General features: G+C 44.9%; 16 protein-coding genes. 15 read left to right on the top strand and 1 reads right to left on the bottom strand.

Annotated features, from left to right (window positions below; genetic code table 11):
* Window positions 1-76: 76 nt before the first annotated feature.
* From ACT3IB_RS11720 to ACT3IB_RS11785, 14 genes are all read left to right on the top strand, one after another.
* Window positions 77-529 carry an RrF2 family transcriptional regulator gene (locus ACT3IB_RS11720; protein ID WP_491539206.1) on the top strand — a complete coding sequence of 151 codons (453 nt, stop codon included), beginning with the start codon at window positions 77-79 and terminating at the stop codon, window positions 527-529.
* Window positions 530-745: 216 nt separating this feature from the next.
* A complete protein-coding gene (locus tag ACT3IB_RS11725) occupies window positions 746-1,219 on the top strand; it encodes a c-type cytochrome (RefSeq protein WP_491539207.1) in 474 nt (157 codons plus the stop codon).
* A 37-nt stretch (window positions 1,220-1,256) separates the two neighbouring features.
* Entirely contained in the window at window positions 1,257-3,233 is a 1,977-nt protein-coding gene (gene nosZ / locus ACT3IB_RS11730; protein ID WP_491539208.1) for a Sec-dependent nitrous-oxide reductase, read from the top strand.
* A gap of 87 nt (window positions 3,234-3,320) precedes the next feature.
* The gene (locus ACT3IB_RS11735) at window positions 3,321-3,890 is read left to right on the top strand and encodes a hypothetical protein (protein WP_491539209.1); all 570 of its coding nucleotides are present in this window, start codon (window positions 3,321-3,323) and stop codon (window positions 3,888-3,890) included.
* A gap of 17 nt (window positions 3,891-3,907) precedes the next feature.
* The gene (locus ACT3IB_RS11740; protein WP_491539210.1) at window positions 3,908-4,357 is read left to right on the top strand and encodes a nitrous oxide reductase accessory protein NosL; all 450 of its coding nucleotides are present in this window, start codon (window positions 3,908-3,910) and stop codon (window positions 4,355-4,357) included.
* Between the two features lie 58 nt (window positions 4,358-4,415).
* The gene (gene nosD, locus ACT3IB_RS11745) at window positions 4,416-5,669 is read left to right on the top strand and encodes a nitrous oxide reductase family maturation protein NosD (RefSeq protein ID WP_491539211.1); all 1,254 of its coding nucleotides are present in this window, start codon (window positions 4,416-4,418) and stop codon (window positions 5,667-5,669) included.
* Window positions 5,666-6,376 carry an ABC transporter ATP-binding protein gene (locus ACT3IB_RS11750; RefSeq protein ID WP_491539212.1) on the top strand — a complete coding sequence of 237 codons (711 nt, stop codon included), beginning with the start codon at window positions 5,666-5,668 and terminating at the stop codon, window positions 6,374-6,376. Before nosD ends, ACT3IB_RS11750 begins: the two co-directional genes overlap by 4 nt.
* Window positions 6,373-7,164 carry an ABC transporter permease subunit gene (locus ACT3IB_RS11755; protein WP_491539213.1) on the top strand — a complete coding sequence of 264 codons (792 nt, stop codon included), beginning with the start codon at window positions 6,373-6,375 and terminating at the stop codon, window positions 7,162-7,164. The genes ACT3IB_RS11750 and ACT3IB_RS11755 overlap by 4 nt, the downstream gene beginning before the upstream one ends.
* A gap of 72 nt (window positions 7,165-7,236) precedes the next feature.
* Window positions 7,237-8,679 (top strand): oxygen-independent coproporphyrinogen III oxidase, encoded by a 1,443-nt coding sequence (hemN, locus tag ACT3IB_RS11760; protein WP_491539214.1) that lies wholly within the window; start codon window positions 7,237-7,239, stop codon window positions 8,677-8,679.
* A gap of 9 nt (window positions 8,680-8,688) precedes the next feature.
* Window positions 8,689-11,346 carry a pyruvate, phosphate dikinase gene (ppdK, locus tag ACT3IB_RS11765; RefSeq protein WP_491539215.1) on the top strand — a complete coding sequence of 886 codons (2,658 nt, stop codon included), beginning with the start codon at window positions 8,689-8,691 and terminating at the stop codon, window positions 11,344-11,346.
* Between the two features lie 157 nt (window positions 11,347-11,503).
* Window positions 11,504-12,538: a COX15/CtaA family protein gene (locus ACT3IB_RS11770; RefSeq protein WP_491539216.1), complete on the top strand. Its 1,035-nt coding sequence runs from the start codon at window positions 11,504-11,506 to the stop codon at window positions 12,536-12,538.
* 65 nt (window positions 12,539-12,603) lie between these two features.
* Complete coding sequence (ric, locus tag ACT3IB_RS11775) at window positions 12,604-13,323, top strand: iron-sulfur cluster repair di-iron protein (protein WP_491539217.1); 720 nt, start codon at window positions 12,604-12,606, stop codon at window positions 13,321-13,323.
* Window positions 13,324-13,423: 100 nt separating this feature from the next.
* Window positions 13,424-15,238, top strand: coding sequence for a hypothetical protein (locus ACT3IB_RS11780; RefSeq protein WP_491539218.1), 1,815 nt, complete (start codon window positions 13,424-13,426; stop codon window positions 15,236-15,238).
* A gap of 234 nt (window positions 15,239-15,472) precedes the next feature.
* Window positions 15,473-16,858, top strand: coding sequence for a tyrosine phenol-lyase (locus ACT3IB_RS11785; RefSeq protein WP_491539219.1), 1,386 nt, complete (start codon window positions 15,473-15,475; stop codon window positions 16,856-16,858).
* Between the two features lie 511 nt (window positions 16,859-17,369).
* Here the strand turns inward: ACT3IB_RS11785 and ACT3IB_RS11790 are convergent.
* Window positions 17,370-18,773, bottom strand: coding sequence for a tryptophanase (locus ACT3IB_RS11790; protein WP_491539220.1), 1,404 nt, complete (start codon window positions 18,771-18,773; stop codon window positions 17,370-17,372).
* Window positions 18,774-18,891: 118 nt separating this feature from the next.
* Here ACT3IB_RS11790 and ACT3IB_RS11795 point away from each other — a divergent pair, with 118 nt between their 5' ends.
* Entirely contained in the window at window positions 18,892-20,967 is a 2,076-nt protein-coding gene (locus ACT3IB_RS11795) for an acetate--CoA ligase family protein (RefSeq protein WP_491539221.1), read from the top strand.
* Window positions 20,968-20,973 lie beyond the last annotated feature (6 nt).

Consider the following 20,973-nt stretch of genomic DNA (forward strand, 5'->3'; position numbering starts at 1 on the left):
TAATCGTAAAAAAAGTTGAAGGTTATTTATAAGCCATTTATATTTAAGATAAAATTGTCTTAAAACTTAAAATGAAATGATCTTCTCCAAATCATGTGTTTACGGCCTTCGGGCAATGATCTATCTTGCATCGATATCAAGAGAAGGTTATGTGTCAATTAAAGCATTAAGTGAAAAGCTGGATATCTCGTTTCATTTTTTGACAAAGATTTTGCAGGAATTGACGGCCGCCGAACTTATGGAGTCGATGAAGGGACCAAAGGGTGGAGTAAGACTGTCAAAATCTGGTGAGGAAATTATGCTAAAAGAAGTTGTTGAGGCCATAGACGGACCGGCTATTTTTACCGAGTGTGTGTTGGGATTACCTGGATGTGGAAGTGAGAAACCTTGCCCGATGCATGATGTATGGGAGGGCACGCGAGAAGAAATTAATGATGTATTTACTTCCACCAGTTTGCAGGATATGTCGAAGGAAGGAAAAGCAAAGGATTTGAGGATTACCCCTGATGGGAAATTTATTTGGAGCTGATCACTATGTATTGCATAAACGCAAGTCGGAGTGCTGAATCTTTTGCAGTGATGCAAAAAGATAGCATCAAGAACTCATATATGAGTTATTTGCGATGTTAGAAAATGCCTCCAGATTGATTAAATGGAAGAAACTAAGAAAAGCATAGTAAAGCGCAATTTGGTACAATAGTTGCTTAATTTATAATAAAAGACAAAATACTCTTAAAACTATAAAATGATGAATAGTCAGATATCAAAACTTACTGGATTGATAGTATTAACGGCTGCTCTGCTTATGGGATGTGGTCAAAGCTCAAATGAAGAAAAAAGTGACGCCAGTTCACAGGAAGAAAAGCAGGAGCTTACGGAATTTGAAATGACGCACGGCATCGGTCCGGTGAAAGAAGAAATTACTATCGATGAAATCGATCCCGAACTGGCCAAAGAAGGCATGCGCGTTTTTGATATGAAGTGCGGTGCTTGTCACAAGTTGGATAAGCGCTATGTAGGGCCTCCGTTGGGAGGAATTATGAATGCGCGTAGTCCTACCTATGTAATGAATATGATTTTAAATCCGGATGAAATGTTAAAGAAACATCCTGTTGCAAAGTCATTAGTCACGGAATATCCGACGAGGATGACGAATCAGCAATTAACAAGAGAAAAGGCAAGAGCCGTTGTAGAATATTTGGCACAAGAATCACAATAAATAACCTCAAATACATAACAATCAAAGGCATAATACTATGAATACACTGTTAAAAAAATCTTTGCTATGGTCGCTTGCCGCAATCATAGCTATGGGATTTATTTCTATGGGATGTAGCTCGAACGGGGAGTTTGGTTCCTCTTCTGATGCTGCTGAAAAGGTTTATGTAGCACCTGGAGAGCATGACGAATTTTACGGCTTCTTTTCCGGTGGATACAATGGTCAGCTTGGCGTTTACGGACTGCCATCTGGTCGACATATCTTTACCATTCCGGTCTTTTCACAGGCTGCAGTAAATGGGTATGGATATTCTGAAGAAACAAAAGCCATGCTGCAAACGACCGACGGATTTGTACCGTGGGGCGATGCACACCACCCGGAACTTTCTCAAACAGATGGAGAGACGGATGGCCGCTGGGTATTTATCAATGAGAATAATACTCCGCGTATTGCTCGTATAGGTCTGGATGAGTTTAAGACCCAAGAGATTATTGAGATTCCTAATTCTGCCGGTAACCACGCTTCTTCGTTTGTAACACCAAATACGGAGTATGTATCTGCCGCTACACGGTTCAGTATACCTATGAACGAGGATGATCTGCAGAACATGGATGTGAGTATTGACAGCTATAAAGAGAACTTTAAAGGAACCATCTCTTTTATCAAGGTGTCTGACGAAGGAAAGATGAATATCGATTTCCAAATTATGATGCCGGGCTTCAACTATGATCTTTCCCATGCAGGAAAAGGTCCGTCTGACGGTTGGTCGTTCTTTACTTCTTACAACAGTGAAGAAGCGAATACGATGTTGGAAATCAATGCTTCAAGGAATGACAAGGACTATATAGCAGCTATCAACTGGAAGAAGGCCGCTGAATATGCCAAGGAAGGCAAGGGCAAAATGATTCCCGGCAAGCACTATCGCAACTACATCGATCATGAAGAAGGCGGTGTTGCCAAAAGTGAAGTGATTGAAGAAGTGCGGGTACTTGATCCGCGTAAGCTGGAAGGTATTGTATATTTCTTGCCTACGCCCAAATCGCCACACGGTGTTGATGTTGATCCTACGGGACAATATATAGCGGCCGGTGGTAAGCTATCAACGGTGATTCCGGTACATTCATTTGACAAAATGATGACTGCTATCGAGAATGAAGACTTCGAAGGCGAAGAGCAGGGGATCCCGGTATTAAATTACGATTCCATTCTGCACGGTGAGGTTGAGAACCCAGGCTTGGGACCCCTTCACACGGAGTTTGATGGCAAAGGATATGCGTATACAACGGCCTTTATCTCATCAGAAATTGTTAAGTGGGATATCGAAAAAACAGAAGTTGTTGACCGTATCGATGTATACTACTCTCCCGGTCACTTGATGATTCCCGGCGGTGACAGTCGGAATCCCGATGGTAAATATTTAGTGGCATTGAATAAGATTACCAAGGATCGCTACCTGCCAACAGGACCAGAAATGTTCCACTCGGCACAGCTGATTGATATTTCCGGTGATAAGATGCAGTTGTTGCTCGACTTCCCAACCGAAGGTGAGCCGCACTACGCCCAGGGTATTACAGCTGACAAGGTGAAGAAGCGTCAGAAACGATTCTACGAAATCGATGAGAATAATCACCCCCGTGCAGCTAAAAGTGAGAAAGAAACGCGCGTAGAGCGTAACGGCAACGAAGTGCATGTGTATATGACGACCATCCGAAGCCACTTTGCACCGGATAACATTGAAGGTATTAAAGTGGGCGACGAAGTGTACTTCCACGTTACGAACCTTGAGCAGGACTGGGATGTACCGCACGGTTTCGCGATGAAAGGGGCCAATAATGCCGAGCTGCTTATTATGCCGGGCGAAACGTTGACATTGAAATGGCAGCCTAAAAAAGTAGGCGTGTTCCCATTCTATTGCACCGATTTCTGTTCAGCTCTGCACCAGGAGATGCAGGGTTATGTACGGGTATCTCCAGAAAATTCAGATACACCGATCTCTTATAGCACAGGTCAGTAAATGACCTCAATCCTTGAGGTAGGGAGGGTGAAGCCTCCCTGCTTCTTATTACAACAAAACAACGTTTTAATTTAGGTTACTAATATTATGGATACGCGAGAAAGGGTTCTTATGGCGATTGCCGCACTGTTGTTGATTGGAGTTTACTTTACACCGATTTGGAGCATCAGTATGGAAGCTCCGCAGTATCCCGAAGGTATTGGCATGAATATTAGTGTGGATAATATCGAGGGCAAACAGAAAAACGACCTGCAAAATATTAACGGATTGAATCACTATATCGGGATGAAAGAAATTAATCCCAATTCAATACCAGAGCTAAAAATTATGCCGTATATATTCGGTTTTCTGATTATCAGTGGACTGGTAATTGCGGGAGTAGGTAATCATAAATGGATTTTATTTTGGCTAGGCTTGTTTGTGCTGTTCGCTATTGCAGGGCTGGTGGACTTTTATATCTGGGGATATGACTACGGCCACAACTTGGACCCCAATGCTCCGATTAAAGTTCCGGGTATGACGTATCAGCCGCCCCTGCTAGGAAGTAAACAGTTGCTAAATATCAATGCCACCTCATTGCCGCACATTGGATTTTATATTTCCCTGTTGTCAATGAGTATTGCAGGTACGCTATGGTGGAAAGGCAAAAAGGATTGATAAAAAAGAGGTCGAAAATGATGTACTTAACTAAAGTAGTAAAAGTTATTGTTGTTATAGGATTGTTATTATCGGCAACGGCTTGTAGTCAGGAGCCGGCTGAGATTCATTACGGTAGTGATGAGTGTGCTCATTGTAAGATGATGATCACCGACAATCAGTTTGCTTCACAGATTGTTACTGATAAAGGAAAAGCCTACAAATTTGACGCTATAGAGTGTATGGCTGTTTATCATCGGATGAATGAAGATGAACTGGAGGGAGCAATGCTGTATGTAAGTAACTATGATAAGCCCGGCAATTGGATGAATGCCAAAGAAGCACAGTTTGTAAAGAGTGAAGTGGTTAACAGTCCCATGGGGGAATCGCTGTTGGCTTTTCCATCTAAGCAAGAAGCAGAAGAGCACGTAAGTGAACGCCCGGGCAAATTGTTGAAATGGGCAGAGGTATCCCAAACAGAAATGTAGCAGTATGGCTGCATGTTGGGTTTGAAAATTTCGAATAAAAGGATAAAGGATTGAGGCTATGAGATCATGTAAATTAATAACGGCATTATTGGCTGGACTGATGCTATTGCTTTTGGCTCATCAAGCTGCTGCAACGCAGGTTACCGTGTCTAAAGACGGTGACATTACATCTGTACAGGCGGGTATTGATACTGCTCAGCCGGGTGACACGGTGTTGGTTAAAGAAGGGCGCTATATTGAGTACGATATCCGCGTAAATAAAAGGATTACTCTACTGGGTGAAGATAACGCCATCATCGACGGTGATGAACAGGGCTTTGTAGTAGTCGTGGAGGCGGACAGCGCGGTCATAAAAGATATTGAGGTGCATAACAGCAAGGCCGGATTTATGGATGATTATGCCGGCATTGTGGTTGAAGGGGCGCATCATATTCGCATCGAAAATGTAAAGTTGGTGAATAACTTTTTTGGGATCTACCTTGCGAAGTCGGAAGGTTCCATTGTAAAAGGGAATCACATTACAGCCTCACGTCAGCGCGAAACAAACTCTGGAAATGGTATTCACCTCTGGTATACAAAAGATGTAGAAGTCACGAATAATTATGTGAGTGGTCACCGTGATGGACTTTATTTCGAGTTTGTGGAGGGGGCCTTTATAGCCGGAAATGAAAGCGAGAATAATATCCGTTACGGCATCCACTTTATGTATTCGGATAATTGCCGTTACGAGCGCAATACCTTTCGCGATAATGGTGGTGGGGTTGCCGTGATGTACACGTCGAATGTAGAAATTGTGAATAATCATTTTGCTGATAACTGGGGCTCCTCGGCCTACGGGATGCTGTTGAAAGAAATCAACAGAAGTACCGTAATTGGAAATACGTTTGCAGATAATTCTGTTGGACTTTATATGGAGGCATCCAGCCGAAACCAAATTGAAGGCAATCAATTTAATCAAAATGGCTGGGCGGTAAAATTGATGGCGAATTCAACCGACAATACATTTCGTGAAAATAATTTTGTAGCCAACTCTTTTGAAGTATCCACAAACAGCAAAATGAACTACAGTAATAATTTTGATGAAAATTACTGGAGTCAATATGAGGGTTATGATCTGGATCGCGACGGAGTAGGGGATGTACCGCATCGTCCGGTGCGCCTGTTTTCGATTTTGGTCGAAAAACAACCGCAGGCGCTGCTGCTTCTCCGAAGTCTGCTTATCGATATACTGGATGCCGCCGAAAAATTTATGCCGGCACTCACGCCAGAGACGCTTATTGATTCTAAACCGCAAATGGAACCTGTGCTATGATTTCTATACAAAAACTACGAAAAGATTTTGGTGCCCGTACGGTTTTAAACGAGCTGGATTTAAAGATTCCGGCCGGACAGGCTACCGGCATCGTTGGTCCGAATGGATCGGGAAAAACAACAACGATTAAAGCATTACTGGGACTTGTAAAACCTACGTCCGGAGATATTACAGTTGATGGAAAATCCATTGAAGGGCAGTGGGAGTATCGCAATAAAATCGGCTATATGCCGCAGGTTGCGCGATACCCCGAAAACATGACGATCGGAGAACTCTTCCAGTTTATTAAAAATATGCGGGACAGCGATACAGACCGTGACAAAGAGCTGCTCGAATATTTTGAGCTGGATAATGAAATTGACAAGCGAATGCGAGCACTTTCCGGCGGCATGCGTCAAAAAGTAGGCGCAATTTTGGCCATGATGTTTGATCCGGAGATTTTGATTTTTGATGAGCCTACGGCCGGCCTGGATCCCAAGTCAAGCGTACAGTTTAAGAAGCTGGTACACGAGGAGAAGGAAAAGGGCAAAACGGTGTTGCTTACCTCACATATTATGAGTGAGATTGAAGAACTGACCGATCATCTGATCTTTATGGTAGAAGGAAATATTCGATATGACGGCCCGATGCGCGAGCTCATGGAACGGCAACAAGAACAGCGGCTTGAAGGCGCCGTAGCAAAAATGATGGAGGAAACAGCAGCATGAAAGCACTAACAATTTTAAAATATCAGTGGAAAGATCTGCTTCGCGGTAAATGGATTGTCGGGTACGGTTTAATCTACCTGCTAATTGCAGATGCCATGATTCGATTCGGCAATGCCGGCCCCAAGGCAATGCTCAGCATCTCGAATATTATGCTACTGTTGATTCCCCTTGTCGGGATGATTTACGGCGCGCTGTACCTGTATCAGTCGCGTGAATTTACCGAATTGCTGCTGGCTCAGCCGATCGACCGGCCATCCCTGTTTTGGGGATTATTTGGTGGATTAGCAGCTCCGCTTGCCATTGCTTTTGCGTTGGGAACGGTTATTCCAATGATTTATACCGGCATGATCGTTACTGCCAGCACGCAATCCATCTTGTTAATACTGCTGCTTGGCATAGCATTAACCCTGCTGTTTACCGGGCTCGGATTCTGGTTTGGGCTGAAGTTTTTTGAGGATCGGGTAAAGGGACTCGGTTTCGCATTGGTAAGCTGGCTCTTTTTGGCGGTGCTCTACGATGGACTGGTATTGCTCGCAGTCTTTGCTTTTGGGGATTACCCCATTGAGAAGCCAATGCTGGCTCTTGCGCTGGCAAACCCCATCGATCTGGCCCGAATCACCGTACTCCTTGAATTTGATATTTCGGCCCTGATGGGATATACCGGGGCGGTATTCAATCGGTTTTTTGGCAGTATGATGGGGATAAGCGTAGCGTTGAGTTGCCTAATGCTCTGGTTGGGCATTCCGCTGTGGAGAAGCCAGCGACAGTTCGAAAAGAAAGATTTTTAGGATTAGCCGCAGATTATCACAGATATAATACAGCTGTGCAGAAATTGTGTTTTGAAATAAAAAGGCAGCATTATGGATAAAGAAAATGGTTCGGACGTCCCCCTTCAAAGGGGGAATAAGGGGGATGACAAAAATGTTATTTCAAATATAAGCCTCGATTTAATCAAGAAATACAATGTTCAGGGTCCGCGCTATACCTCCTATCCCACGGCCGTGCAGTTCCAGGAGGCCGATGAAGATGATATAGCTTCTTTACATCAATATTTGGTTGAGCGCAATGCAGAGCCGCATCCCGTATCCCTTTATTTCCATATTCCATTTTGTTTCTCGCTTTGCTGGTACTGTGGCTGTACCAAGGTAATCACCAAAGACCAGGATCGCGGCGACCTCTATCTTGATTACCTGGAGAAAGAGATGGATCAGCTGGCTGAACTACTGCATTCCGACTCAGAAGTTGTGCAAATCCATTTTGGCGGAGGTACCCCCACATTCTTGAAGCCCGATCAGCTACAGCGACTGGGAAAAGCCATTCATAACCGATTTAACGTAACCAACGAAACTGAGTTTGGGGTAGAAATAGATCCCCGGAAATGTACCAAAGAGCATATTCAAACGCTGGCTGATATTGGTTGCAATCGAGCATCGCTGGGCGTGCAGGATACCAATGAGGACGTCCAGAAAGCGATCCATCGTATCCAGCCGTTTAAGCAAACCCGGCAGGTTACGGAGTGGCTTCACAAATCCGGAATTAATTCCATTAACTTTGATCTCATTTATGGATTGCCACTGCAATCACTTGAAACGTTCCGCCAAACGATGGATGACGTGCTAAGCCTACAGCCCGATCGCCTGGCGGTGTACAGCTATGCGCATATTCCCAGCATGATGCCGGCTCAGAAATTACTCAACGAGGAAGATATGCCATCGACCGATCAAAAATTGGCCATGCTGCAGCTAAGCATTTCTTACCTGACCGATAACGGCTATCGCTTTATCGGGATGGATCACTTTTCGCGCGAAGATGAAGAACTTTCTCAAGCTATGGATAACGGTACTTTGCAACGCAACTTTCAGGGATACAGTACATTGGCCGGTGCAGACCTGTATGCTTTTGGCATGTCAGGAATTTCAAATGTGGGCAACTATTATTGGCAGAATACCAAGGAACTAGGTGAATATTATAAGATGTTAGATAAAAGTGAGGTTCCGGTGGCCAAAGTATTGCAACTTTGCAAAGATGATAGGCTGCGACATCATGTAATAATGCAAATTATGTGTAAGATGGGGCTCTCATTTGATGAGATTGAGGATAAATGGGGCATAGTTTTTGAGGACTATTTTAGTGGCAGTCTTGAACGTTTGTCCGAGTTACAGGCTGATGGATTTGTTGAAGTATCAAACAATAAAATTACAATAACCGAGCGCGGTCGACTTTTTCTACGTAATGTAGCAATGTGTTTTGATAGATATTTGAATAGAAAAAAATCTGCCAGCTCGTTCTCTAAAACAGTGTAGGTGATTTTTATGGATGCTCAGAACCAAGTGTTTACGTTTGGCGGTGGTACAGCAGAAGGCGACAAATCAATGAAAGGTTTGCTTGGTGGAAAGGGGGCAAATCTTGCTGAAATGAGCAGTATCGGCATGCCTATCCCACCGGGTTTTACGATCTCTACCAAAGTCTGTAAATATTATAATGAGCATAACGGGCAATGGCCTGATGGACTGGCAGTAGAAATAAAAGAGAGTGTTTATCATTTAGAAGAGTTAATGAATCTGAAATTTGGTGATCCCAAAGATCCGTTATTGGTTTCGGTTCGCTCCGGAGCGGCTATTTCGATGCCGGGGATGATGGATACGGTCCTGAATTTGGGGTTAACGGATCAGTCCGTACAGGGGTTGGCTGAGAAAACCGGCAACGAACGCTTTGCTTATGATTGCTACCGCCGATTTATTGATATGTTCGGTGATGTTGTGATGGGTGTATCCCATGAGAAATTTGAGTATGCTCTGCAGAAATTAAAGGATGAGAAAAATGTAGAGCTTGATACACAATTGGAGGTAAATGATCTGAAAGAACTGGTTGATCGGTATAAAAAAGTATACAAAGAAAATACGGGTGAAGATTTTCCTCAAGATCCTGATGACCAATTGAAATTGTCGATCAACGGCGTATTTGGATCCTGGAATGCTAATCGTGCCATCAAGTACCGCAAAATAAATAAGATTACCGGTCTACTTGGTACAGCTGTTAACGTACAGGCCATGGTGTATGGCAATATGGGGGATGACAGTGCTACGGGTGTTTGTTTTACGCGCAATCCCTCTGACGGAAAGGATGAACTCTATGGGGAGTTTTTGATCAATGCCCAGGGTGAAGATGTAGTGGCCGGTATCCGAACGCCTCGCGATATCAACGAGCTTAAAGATGTGATGCCTGACTCGTATGATGAACTGCTCGAGCTGACCAATCAGCTTGAGGTGCATTACCAGGATATGCAGGATATTGAATTTACCGTGCAGCAGGGCAAGCTGTTTATTCTGCAAACGCGCAACGGCAAGCGAACTGGAGCAGCTGCGGTTAAAATTGCCATCGATATGGTAAATGAAGGTATTCTGGAGAAAGATAGTGCCGTTGCCAATTTGGTAGAACCCGGCCATTTGGATCAGCTGCTGCACCCGCAGCTAAAAGAAGACGAAATTGATGAAAATGACATCCTTGGAACAGGACTCCCGGCATCGCCCGGAGCGGCTGTGGGCAAGGTTGTCTTTGATTCTGACAAAGCCGAGGAAGAGCACGGCAAAGGAAATCCGGTAATTTTGGTCCGTATAGAAACAAGTCCCGAAGATGTGGGCGGTATGTCGGCAGCTGAAGGTATTCTTACGTCTCGTGGTGGAATGACCAGTCACGCTGCTGTGGTAGCCCGCGGATGGGGTAAACCCTGTGTGGCCGGTTGCGACAGTATCGACATTGATTACGATCACCAACAATTTATCGCCGGTGACGTGACTGTTAAAGCGGGCGACTGGATTTCGATTGACGGTGCGCGCGGAACGGTAATCAACGGTAAAAAGGATGTGGAAGCGCCACAGTTTGGTGATAACTTCCACACTTTTATGAGCTGGGTGGATGAGTACCGCGATATGAAAGTGCGCACCAATGCCGATACTCCGGAAGATGCTTTGCGAGCTCGAGAATACGGGGCGCAGGGCATTGGGCTTGCTCGTACCGAGCACATGTTTTTCGGGGATGAACGCATCCGTGAAATGCGTCGCATGATTATCTCGGAAAGTGAAGAAGAGCGACGCAGTGCCTTAGAAAACCTGCTTCCGTACCAGCGGGAGGATTTTATAGAGATTTTTGAGGCGATGGATGGTCTGCCAGTTACGGTTCGACTGTTAGATCCGCCCCTACACGAATTTCTGCCGGATGAGGAAGAAGAGGTTGAAGCACTTGCCAAAGAACTCGGAATTAAAACAATTGAGCTCAAGCGCAAAATTCGATTACTTAGTGAGTTTAATCCTATGCTGGGTCACCGTGGATGTCGACTCGGAATAACCTATCCCGAAATTACTGAAATGCAGGCGCGGGCTATCTTGGAAGCGGCTGTTGAGGTGCAAAGTCGCGGTAAAGAAGTGTATCCCGAGATTATGATTCCGTTGGTGGGAACGGCCGAGGAATTTATCCATGAACAGCATGTGGTGGATGAAATTGCCGAGAAAGTATTTGCTGAAAAGGGCATTGAGGTCGATTACAAAGTAGGTACGATGATTGAAATTCCCCGCGCGGCGCTGACTGCTGATAAAATTGCTGAAGAGGCCGATTTTTTCTCATTCGGTACCAACGATCTTACACAGATGACATTTGGCTATAGTCGTGACGATGCCGGTAAATTTCTTGAGTACTATCTTAATGAAGGTATCCTCAAAAATGATCCCTTCCAAGTGCTCGATGAAGAAGGCGTTGGTCAGCTTGTGCAAATGGGCGTTGAAAAAGGACGAGGAGCAAAATCAGATCTCAAAGTTGGTATTTGCGGTGAGCATGGCGGTGATCCAAGCAGTGTGGCATTCTGCTACAATCTTGGATTGAATTACGTATCCTGTTCACCGTACCGTGTTCCCATTGCACGACTTGCCGCGGCACAGGCCTTTTTACGATCAGGAAAAGAAGTCGTTTCATCATAACTTCATGATCAACTGATATCATCCGCTCTTCTCTCATATAATTGGGGGGAACAGCTTTCTAATTCGTAAGGTTTTGTGACTTTTATTTGAGAGGATTGAAGCCATTAAATAACTTCCAATACAATTAAAATCATTAACAGACGGCAATACATTTTTTGTGAATTCATTTGAAAGAAAGGCTGTAAGATTTTGGTTCTGGTCTGGTGCGGTACTCATTTTTCTAATGGTTGTTGTAGGCGGTATTACCCGACTTACCGATTCCGGGCTTTCAATGTCTGACTGGAGCTTGATTATGGGTGCTATTCCACCAATGAATGAAGCCGATTGGTTGGCTGCTTTTGAACGTTATAAAGAGTTTCCACAGTACCAGCAGTTGAATGCGGGAATGTCACTGGCGGAATTTAAAACCATTTTCTTTTGGGAATATCTCCATCGGCTGTTGGGCCGATTAATTGGACTCGTTTTTCTGATCCCTTTTGCCTTTTTCTGGATACGTGGGTATTTCAACGCCAAAACCTTGCGTCGAGCATGGATCTTGTTTGGCCTGGGAGCCTTACAAGGAGCCATGGGGTGGATTATGGTAAAAAGCGGTCTTGTTGATGTACCGTATGTAAGTCATTATCGATTAGCTGCCCACCTTATATTAGCGATGTTGTTATTCAGTTTCTGCATTTGGTATGCTCTAGATCTTTATAAGAATAAATCGACGAAGCAGAGCACAGATGTGGTATCATTGCGACGATGGTCAATTGGATTGCTCGTCCTTTTTATTATTCAGGTTATCTGGGGCGCCTTTACGGCCGGACTTGATGCCGGATATATGTACAATTCCTTTCCAATGATGAATGAACACTGGATTCCTGCAAGTGCATGGACACTGCAGCCGGTGATTGTCAACCTCGTAGAAAATCCCGGAACAGTACAGTGGATGCACCGCATCCTGGGTACGTTGCTCAGTATAGCTACAATCGGTTTTTGGTGGCAAAACCATCAGGCCGAAATCCCACATTTACTCAAGCAGAAAGCACGCATTCTATTGGGAATAATGCTTACACAATATGTTCTGGGCATTTTAACAATACTTACACATGTTCAGCTATTGATAGGTGTTGTACATCAGGCCGGAGCTCTGGCAGTACTGTTCTTTTGGATTTGGTACCACCACGAATTAAAAACGAATTGGTTGGGATAAGATTTTTGCTTAATTTAAGATAAAATAGTCTTTTATTTTTAATTACTAAAATGACGGTTAGGATCATGGAATCAGTACAGGAACGAACGGTCGGACAAATTGTGAAAGATGACTACAGGACGGCTCAGGTATTTCAAAAATATAAGCTGGATTTTTGCTGCGGTGGAGGTCGTACGATAGAAGAAGCTTGTAGAAAAAAAGGGGTGGATTTCAAGCAGGTAATCAGAGAATTGGAAGCCATTGGTCAAAATGGAACCAAGGACAATAATTACGATCAGTGGTCGCTGGACTTTCTGGTAGATTATATTGTCAACAATCACCATGAATTTACACGCAATAAGCTGCCTGAAATTGGCAAGTATGCCAAAAAAGTAGCAAAGGTTCACGGCGAGCGTCACGAGGAGCTGAATAAAATTTATTATGAGTTCACTATGCTCCACACCGAAATTTTTAATCACCTCGACAAAGAGGAGCGTATTTTATTTCCCTACATCAAAAAATTAGTAGAGGCTGATAAAAATGGGACGAAGCCGGAGAAGCCCAAATTTGAAGAGGCAGCTAATCCCATTGCGATGATGGAAGAAGAGCATGACGAAGCGGGAACTTCTATGGCAAAGATTCGTAGGCTAAGCAATGATTTTACTCCTCCTGCCGATGCCTGCACTACTTACCGGCTGTTGTATCAAAACCTGGAAGGTTTCGAAAAAGATCTGCATAAACACGTGCACTTGGAGAACAATATCCTGTTTCCCAAAGCGATTGAACTCGAAAAGAAATTGTACTAAAAAGTACAACCCACACGCATTACGCATCACTCGTTACTTATGCGTGATTTGTGATGCGTCATTAATAAATAGTTTTATAGTAACCTAAGAAATAAAATTCATGTCCCACTCCCACCACAATTTTTCTATTCCCGTAATGGGAACCGGCCATTCGATAGATTCCCCCATTCGCGTCGGCCCCTACGGCATCGACTCGGTGATTTCTATTGTGGATGACCTGCTCGTAGAAAAAATCCGCAAGTACTATAGCCAAAAGTACGATTTTGAATACAATAACATCGGTCGTACTGCCGAAGATGGCCGCGCTCGACGTATTACTGCTTATTTGGATACGGTGAAAGAAATCGTAGAAAAGAAGTTTTCAGCTATCAAAAACCAGCCGTTCTTCGAGAAGAATGATAAAGCCAAATACTTCGAGATGTTTCCCGATGGTAGTGTCATCAGGGACAAATATAATCAGTTGATGAGCACCAAGGAGGGCAGTCTTCGGGATCGCCTGTCTTGTGAGCTTTCCCGGATGATGAAGCCCGGTTCCATCGATGTAAATATTATGGCCAAGGTGGATAAGCTGAATTATGATCAGGACGATATGCCGATGAGCAAGGAATTTAGTGATGCCAGTGCCGCCCTCCGCGGATATGCAAAAAGCGAGGTATCATCCAGCCTTATTTTGTCGGCCGGATTTAACCCTCGTCTCTATAATTACATTACGGAGTTCAAAGATTTTTACCGGGATACGAAAGGAGAGATTAAGAAGAAGATTATCCTGAAAGTAAGTGATTTTCGCTCGGCCTTAATTCAGGGTAAGTATCTGGCCAAAAAGGGCTTGGAGGTGTTTGAATACCGTATTGAGTCGGGATTGAACTGCGGTGGACATGCGTTTCCTTCCGACGGACACTTGATGCCGAGTCTGCTTCGAGAATTTCGAGAAAAACGAGATCAGTTAACCAAAGCAGTACAGCCACTCATTGAAAAATATTATGAAGAAAATGCGGGTGGCTTTTCAGATGACTGGGAAATTACCGAACCGCGCCTTACCGTTCAGGGTGGAATTGGGGTGAGCGGTGAGGCCGATCGCCTGTTAAACGATTTTGACATGGATGCCACCGGATGGGGCAGTCCGTTTCTATTGGTGCCTGAAGCAACAACCGTGGACAAACCTACTCGTCAGTTGCTGGAGAATGCCGGTGAAAAAGAGCTATATCTGAGCGGTGTATCGCCGCTGGGTGTGCCCTTTAACAACGTTAGAAATACGGGATCAGAGCAGTGGCATCAAGAACGTATCGAAAAGGATAAGCCGGGTTCACCCTGTCCGAAAGGCTTTCTAAAATCCAACACCGAATTTACCGAGCAGCCTATATGTACGGCATCCACGCAGTATCAACTGCTCAAGCTTGATGAGATTGCGCAAAGTGAGATGTCCGAAGATGAAAAAGAGGAACAGCGCGAGAAAGTGCTTGGCAAAGCATGTCTGTGTGATCACTTGGGTAATGGGGCTCTAATTAACCTTGGAATTCTGGCGGAGCATCGTGCCCCACAGGCCATTTGTCCGGGACCGAATATTGCCTATTATGACGGAGAATATTCACTTCGGGAGATGGTTAATCATATCTACGGACGAAGCAAATCATTGGCGGATGAAGAGCGTCCCCACATGTTTGCCAAGGAGATTACTTTGTATGTAGATTACGTGGAAGAGTTGGCCGAGCAGTTGGATGGCGAATCCGGATTGAAGAAACTTCAGAAGTTTCAAAAGAATCTGGAGGAGGGCATGGACTACTGCCTGGAAATTGCCGACTCTGAGCCTTATCACGATGAAAATCTGTCGTCAATTTCCTTTACTGTATCCAAGCAGAAAGAGCGACTGCAGTCCATATTGGACAGCTATGAAGAACGTATTTCTGTTGGAGCGTAACTGGAATTAAATTGTTTTTTGTAAAACTACGTGACATAAGAAGCTTCGATCAATCCTCCTGTCCTCTTTCTCCGAGGAGGAACTCTTCTAAGTTTATTCAGGAGACGGAAAATTTCAAAAGTCCCTCTTGGAAAAGACTGATTTAGGGAGATTGAATAAAACGAATTTTTTGTAAAAACACTGATAGTGAGATAGAGTAATATTTCGAATTAAAAATAATGTAAAGGAGTTTTTATGGCAGATAAAAGAGAACGATCGTGGGCTGAACCGTATAAAATTAAAATGGTTGAACCGGTCCGGATGATTAGCCGTGAGGAACGGGAAAAAGCCATTAAAGAAGCCGGTTACAATACGTTTCTGTTACGTTCGCGTGATGTGTATATCGATCTTTTGACCGACAGCGGTACCTCGGCCATGAGCGATCGGCAGTGGGCGGGCATGATGATGGGCGATGAAGCCTATGCCGGGAGTGAGAACTTTTATCATTTAAAAGAAGCGATCCAAAAGTATTATGGGTACGAGCATGTGGTTCCAACGCATCAGGGACGCGGAGCCGAGCACATGATTTCTCAGCTCATGATCAGCGAGGGCGATTTTGTACCCGGCAACATGTATTTCACCACAACCAAGCTGCACCAGGAGCTGGCCGGCGGTACTTTTGTGGATGTGATTATTGACGAGGCACACGATCCCGAAAATGAGCATCCCTTCAAGGCCAATGTAGATCTCAACAAGCTTGAGGATCTCATCAAAGAAAAAGGAGCCGACAAGATTCCGTATGTATCTATTGCTACTTCGGTGAATATGGCCGGCGGGCAACCTATTTCGATGGCTAACTTGAAAGAAGTACGAGAGCTCACTAATAAGTACGATATTCCGATTATCCACGATATGACGCGAGTGGCCGAGAATGCGTATTTCATCAAGCAGCGGGAGGAAGGCTATGAGGATACTCCCATCAGGGATATTGTGCATGAAATTTGCTCCCTTACCGATGGGGCTACGATGAGTGCCAAGAAGGATGCGCTGGTGAATATTGGTGGATTTTTAGCACTTAATGACGAAGAGCTTTTCCGAAAGGCACAGAATATGGTGGTGGTTTATGAAGGATTGCATACCTACGGCGGCATGGCTGGACGTGACATGGAGGCGTTGGCGATTGGTATTACAGAATCAGTTGATGAAGATCACATTCGTGCCCGTGTGGGACAGGTACAATACCTGGGCGAAAAGCTAATCGATATGGGTGTGCCTGTGGTGCGACCGATTGGAAGTCATGGCGTGTTTCTAAATGCCAAGAAAATTCTTCCGCATTTGAGTCAGGATGAGCTTCCTGCTCAAACACTGGCTGCTGAACTGTATCTCGATGCCGGAATTCGAAGTATGGAGCGCGGAGTAGTTTCGGCGGGACGTAATCCTGAGACAGGTGAACATAACTATCCCGAACTCGAGCTGGTACGGCTTACGATTCCGCGGCGCGTTTATACTCAGGCTCATATGGATGTGGTGGCCGAGTCGGTCGAAGCGGTGTATCAACAGCGTGAAGATATCACCGGTCTTGCATTCGACTACGAGCCGGAGTACCTGAGATTTTTCCAATCGCGTTTTAAGAAGCGATAAGTCTTTGTTTTCTATCTTTTAAACCCTCAGGATTTCAGATTCCTGAGGGTTTTTTATTTTCGATACAATAGCTAATCTCGGTCCGTACCTCTGGTGCGGACCGGTCAATTGGTTATAAACTCTTGACTTTTCCCAACCACCCCAGACGGTGCTTGGAATCGTTTATTTTAATCCTATCTGATTTATAGAAATCAAAGTATAGAGCTGCTTTTTATCTTTGAACCACTACCGCAAGCACAAAAAAGCAAAATCGAAGTTATATTTCGATATTTTTCTAGCTGCTAAAACTAATGATAAAAGACTGATACTTATATGTTATATAATATTAGTTACAGATTAGTTATATATTAGGTCCCAAATAGCAGAAATACTTGTTCCATATGGGGCAATCATCGTATATTGTAAACAGTTGATCAAAAAAGAGCTCTGCAAACGCAGGGCTTTTTCTATTTTGCTCCTTTCTTGAGTCAATGTTTTCTCCCTTTCTTGTTAATCAAGAAACGATATATAATTATTTTTTGATTGGTTCCAGTCGGGCCGAGAAATGTCGTAGCACATCAGGACTTTCAACAATTTTGTAGCCACCTAACTTTTTTCGCTGTTCATAAGCCGAAATTATTACTTCAGCCAGGTAGTCCACATGACTTTGGGTGTACATGCGTCGTGGAAAGGCCAAACGTACCAGTTCCATGGCCGCTGGTTTTTCGGATCCATCTGGCTGTTTGCCGAACATCACCGTACCGATTTCTACACCTCGAATTCCACCCAGCAGGTAAAGGGCATTATTAAATGACCACGCGGGGTATTTTGTCGGTGGGATATGGGGCAGCATTTGCTTGGCATCCAGATATACCGCATGTCCACCAGTAGGTTGAACAATAGGAATACCGGCATCCGTCAGTTTATCCCCAAGATAGCTTATAGACCGGATTCGGTAACGGAGATAATCGGGATCGAGGGCTTCATAAAGTCCACGGGCAACTGCCTCCATATCGTAACCCGCCATACCGCCATAGGTTGGAAATCCTTCAGTTAGAATTTCCAGATTTCGACATTCCGATGCCAGTTTATCACTATTAAGAGCCAGAAATCCGCCAATATTGGCCATTCCGTCTTTTTTGGCGCTCATGGTGCAGCCATCGGCATAGCTGAACATCTCTTGGGCAATTTCTTTAGGCTCTTTATCCGAAAAACCATCTTCGCGGGTTTTGATAAACCACGCATTTTCGGCAAACCGACAGGCATCAATAAAGAAGGGAATGTCATGTTTTTTAGCGATCTCAGAAACACCTTTAATGTTGGCCATACTCACCGGCTGTCCGCCACCGGAATTATTCGTAACGGTAATCATGATGACGGGAATATTTTCGGGACCGACCTCCCGGATGGTTTCTTCCAGTTTTTCCAGATCCATATTTCCTTTAAACGGATGGTTGCTTTGGGGTTGTTTCCCTTCTTCGATAACGAGATCACGCGCTTCGGCTCCAGCATGCTCAACATGGGCGCGGGTAGTATCGAAATGAGTATTACTGGGGATGACATCGCCTTCTTTTGCAATAGTAGTAAAGAAAATATTTTCGGCCGCATGTCCCTGGTGAGTGGGAATCAAATGTTTGAATCCGGTAATATCCTGCACGGCTGATTCCAGCTTATAGAATGACGAAGATCCAGCATACGACTCATCACTTTCAATCATCCCAGCCCACTGCTTGGATGACATCGCACCCGTGCCGCTGTCGGTAAGCAAATCAATAAGTACGTCTTTCGCTTTCAGTAAAAATGGATTATATCCCGCCTCTTTAAGCAGTCGCTCGCGTTCTTCCATCGTGGTAAAATGAATGGGCTCTACCGAGCGGATACGAAAGGGTTCGATTATGGTATCGGTTTGAAACGGGGAAAGGGATGAGGTATCCATAGCGTTATGCAGATTCTTCGGTTAATATTTTTGAATAAAAAGTCGGTTTATCTTTGACAAAGTATAATATTAACGGTAAAATAAGACAAATAACTCTTAAATTAGAATTCCATTTAAAATGCTCAATCCATTCTTCAGGCCACAGGGTGTTGCGGTTATCGGCGCTTCGCGAAATCCCCATAAACTGGGATACGGTGTGGTTCGAAATCTCAAAGAGTATCGGTATCAAGGCGGGATTTATCCGGTAAATAGATCGGCGACTGAAATATTGGATCTGCCGTGTTTTGAGTCGGTGGCAGAAGTGCCCGATCCCGTGGATTTAGCCATTATCATTGTACCTGCAGCGGTGGTCCCAAAAATTATTAAGCAGTGTGGAAAGCGAGGAATCAGACACGCAATTGTAATTAGTGGTGGATTTAGTGAGACCGGAGAAGAAGGACAGAAGCTGGAGGAGGAGCTGGCACGTGTGGCAAAGGAATGGGATATCAATTTTATTGGTCCCAACTGTATTGGCACTATTGATACGCACACTCCCGTGAACACGACCTTTGTGACGGGCATGCCTGAATCCGGTGAAATTGGTTTTTGCTCGCAGTCGGGGGCCATGGTAGCGTCGGTGATCGACTGGGCACGCGGGGCAGGCGTTGGTTTTTCGAGAATAGTCAGCTTGGGTAACCAGGTGGATGTGAATGAAACACAGATGATTAAGGCACTGCATGAGGATAACCAAACGCGGGTGATTACGGCTTATATCGAGGGAGTATCAAATGGGGAGGATTTTATGAGGGTGGCTCAAAAGGCTGCCAGGGATAAGCCAGTAGTAGCGTTAAAAGGAGGTCGAGGTGAAAGTGGGGCACGTGCCGTAGCATCCCATACCGGAGCGCTGGCAGGAAGTGCCGAAGCGTATGGCGCAGCGTTTGAACGCAGTGGCGTTTTGCAAGCGGAAACTATGGAAGAGATGTTCGACTGGGCACGGGCGCTGGCATGGCAGCCGCTCCCCGAAGGAAAAAAGGTAGCAGTGTTGACGAATGCGGGTGGACCGGCGATTCTGGCTGTTGATGCCCTGGAAAAAGCGGGGTTGGAACTGGCAGATTTAACTGCAGAGACCAAAAATTATTTAGAATCGCGTTTGCCAAAAGCAGCCAGCGTGAGCAATCCCGTAGATGTGTTGGCGGGTTCGGGTCCGGGTACTTACGCGGTGGCGCTGGATGCCCTGCTTACTGATGAAACGGTAGATTCGGTTGTCGTTATTCAGGCTCCCCAGGACTGGTTTTTACCGGCCAGCTTGGCAGAGGTGGTGGGCGAAGTGGCCGGAACGCATCAAAAACCCGTAATTGCATCCATCATGGGAAAAGCTTCTGTGGATGAAGCGCTAAAAATTTTGCACAAGCGAAAAATACCCAATGTAGCTTTTCCGGAGCGTGTGGCATCGGTGCTGGCGGCCATGGTTAAGCGCAAAGAGTGGCTTGATACTCCTCAGCAAACGCCTGAGCGATTTACGGATTTTGATGAGCAGAAAGCTTGGGAACGTGTTGCCGAAAAAGATTGGAAACCACTGCTTCAGGAATATGGCATTAACTTTCCACCGGAGCAGATTGCCGGGACAGCGGAGGAAGCAATTCAGGCTGCTGAATCCATCGGTTATCCGGTTGTGATAAAGTTGGTTTCTGAATCCATTTCGCATAAAACGGAAGTGGATGGAGTGAAGCTGGATATTAGAAATGACGAAGATGTGGTGCGTGCATGGAATGAGATCAAAGAGTCAGCCGATGAAGCAGGTGCTGATATGGAAGGAGCGCAGGTGCAGAAAATGCTGACCGGCGGACAGGAAGTGATCATGGGACTTCGTCGCGATCCCCAGTTTGGTCCTATGGTATTGTTTGGCACAGGAGGTACAGAGGTGGAACTACTGCGAGATGTTAACACGGCTATCGCTCCTTTGAATCGAACCCAAGCCGAAGAATTAGTTGCGGCAACACGAGCCGGACAAAAGATGAAAGGGTGGCGAAATCAGCCTGCCGGAGATCGTGAAACCGTTATTCGTTATTTAATGCGTTTATCACAGCTGGCCGATGATATCCCGGAAATAGCAGAGCTCGAAATTAATCCCTTAATAGTGTTAGCTGAAGACGAAGGGGCCTATGCCGTGGACGTACGAGGAACAGTTTCTGAGGATAAAAAAGTGACTGTATAGTTCTGG

It is taken from the genome of Fodinibius sp. GM21 (assembly GCF_058386955.1).

Bases quoted from the DNA above. Each gene is read 5' to 3' on its own strand.
- ppdK (WP_491539215.1), top strand. From the start codon at position 8,689: ATGGATGCTCAGAACCAAGTGTTTACGTTTGGCGGTGGTACAGCAGAA.
- ACT3IB_RS11740 (WP_491539210.1), top strand. From the start codon at position 3,908: ATGATGTACTTAACTAAAGTAGTAAAAGTTATTGTTGTTATAGGATTG.
- ACT3IB_RS11780 (WP_491539218.1), top strand. From the start codon at position 13,424: ATGTCCCACTCCCACCACAATTTTTCTATTCCCGTAATGGGAACCGGC.
- ACT3IB_RS11750 (WP_491539212.1), top strand. From the start codon at position 5,666: ATGATTTCTATACAAAAACTACGAAAAGATTTTGGTGCCCGTACGGTT.
- ACT3IB_RS11720 (WP_491539206.1), top strand. From the start codon at position 77: ATGATCTTCTCCAAATCATGTGTTTACGGCCTTCGGGCAATGATCTAT.
- ACT3IB_RS11785 (WP_491539219.1), top strand. From the start codon at position 15,473: ATGGCAGATAAAAGAGAACGATCGTGGGCTGAACCGTATAAAATTAAA.
- ACT3IB_RS11755 (WP_491539213.1), top strand. From the start codon at position 6,373: ATGAAAGCACTAACAATTTTAAAATATCAGTGGAAAGATCTGCTTCGC.
- hemN (WP_491539214.1), top strand. From the start codon at position 7,237: ATGGATAAAGAAAATGGTTCGGACGTCCCCCTTCAAAGGGGGAATAAG.
- ACT3IB_RS11790 (WP_491539220.1), bottom strand. From the start codon at position 18,773: ATGGATACCTCATCCCTTTCCCCGTTTCAAACCGATACCATAATCGAA.
- ric (WP_491539217.1), top strand. From the start codon at position 12,604: ATGGAATCAGTACAGGAACGAACGGTCGGACAAATTGTGAAAGATGAC.
- ACT3IB_RS11795 (WP_491539221.1), top strand. From the start codon at position 18,892: ATGCTCAATCCATTCTTCAGGCCACAGGGTGTTGCGGTTATCGGCGCT.
- ACT3IB_RS11725 (WP_491539207.1), top strand. From the start codon at position 746: ATGATGAATAGTCAGATATCAAAACTTACTGGATTGATAGTATTAACG.
- nosZ (WP_491539208.1), top strand. From the start codon at position 1,257: ATGAATACACTGTTAAAAAAATCTTTGCTATGGTCGCTTGCCGCAATC.
- ACT3IB_RS11735 (WP_491539209.1), top strand. From the start codon at position 3,321: ATGGATACGCGAGAAAGGGTTCTTATGGCGATTGCCGCACTGTTGTTG.
- nosD (WP_491539211.1), top strand. From the start codon at position 4,416: ATGAGATCATGTAAATTAATAACGGCATTATTGGCTGGACTGATGCTA.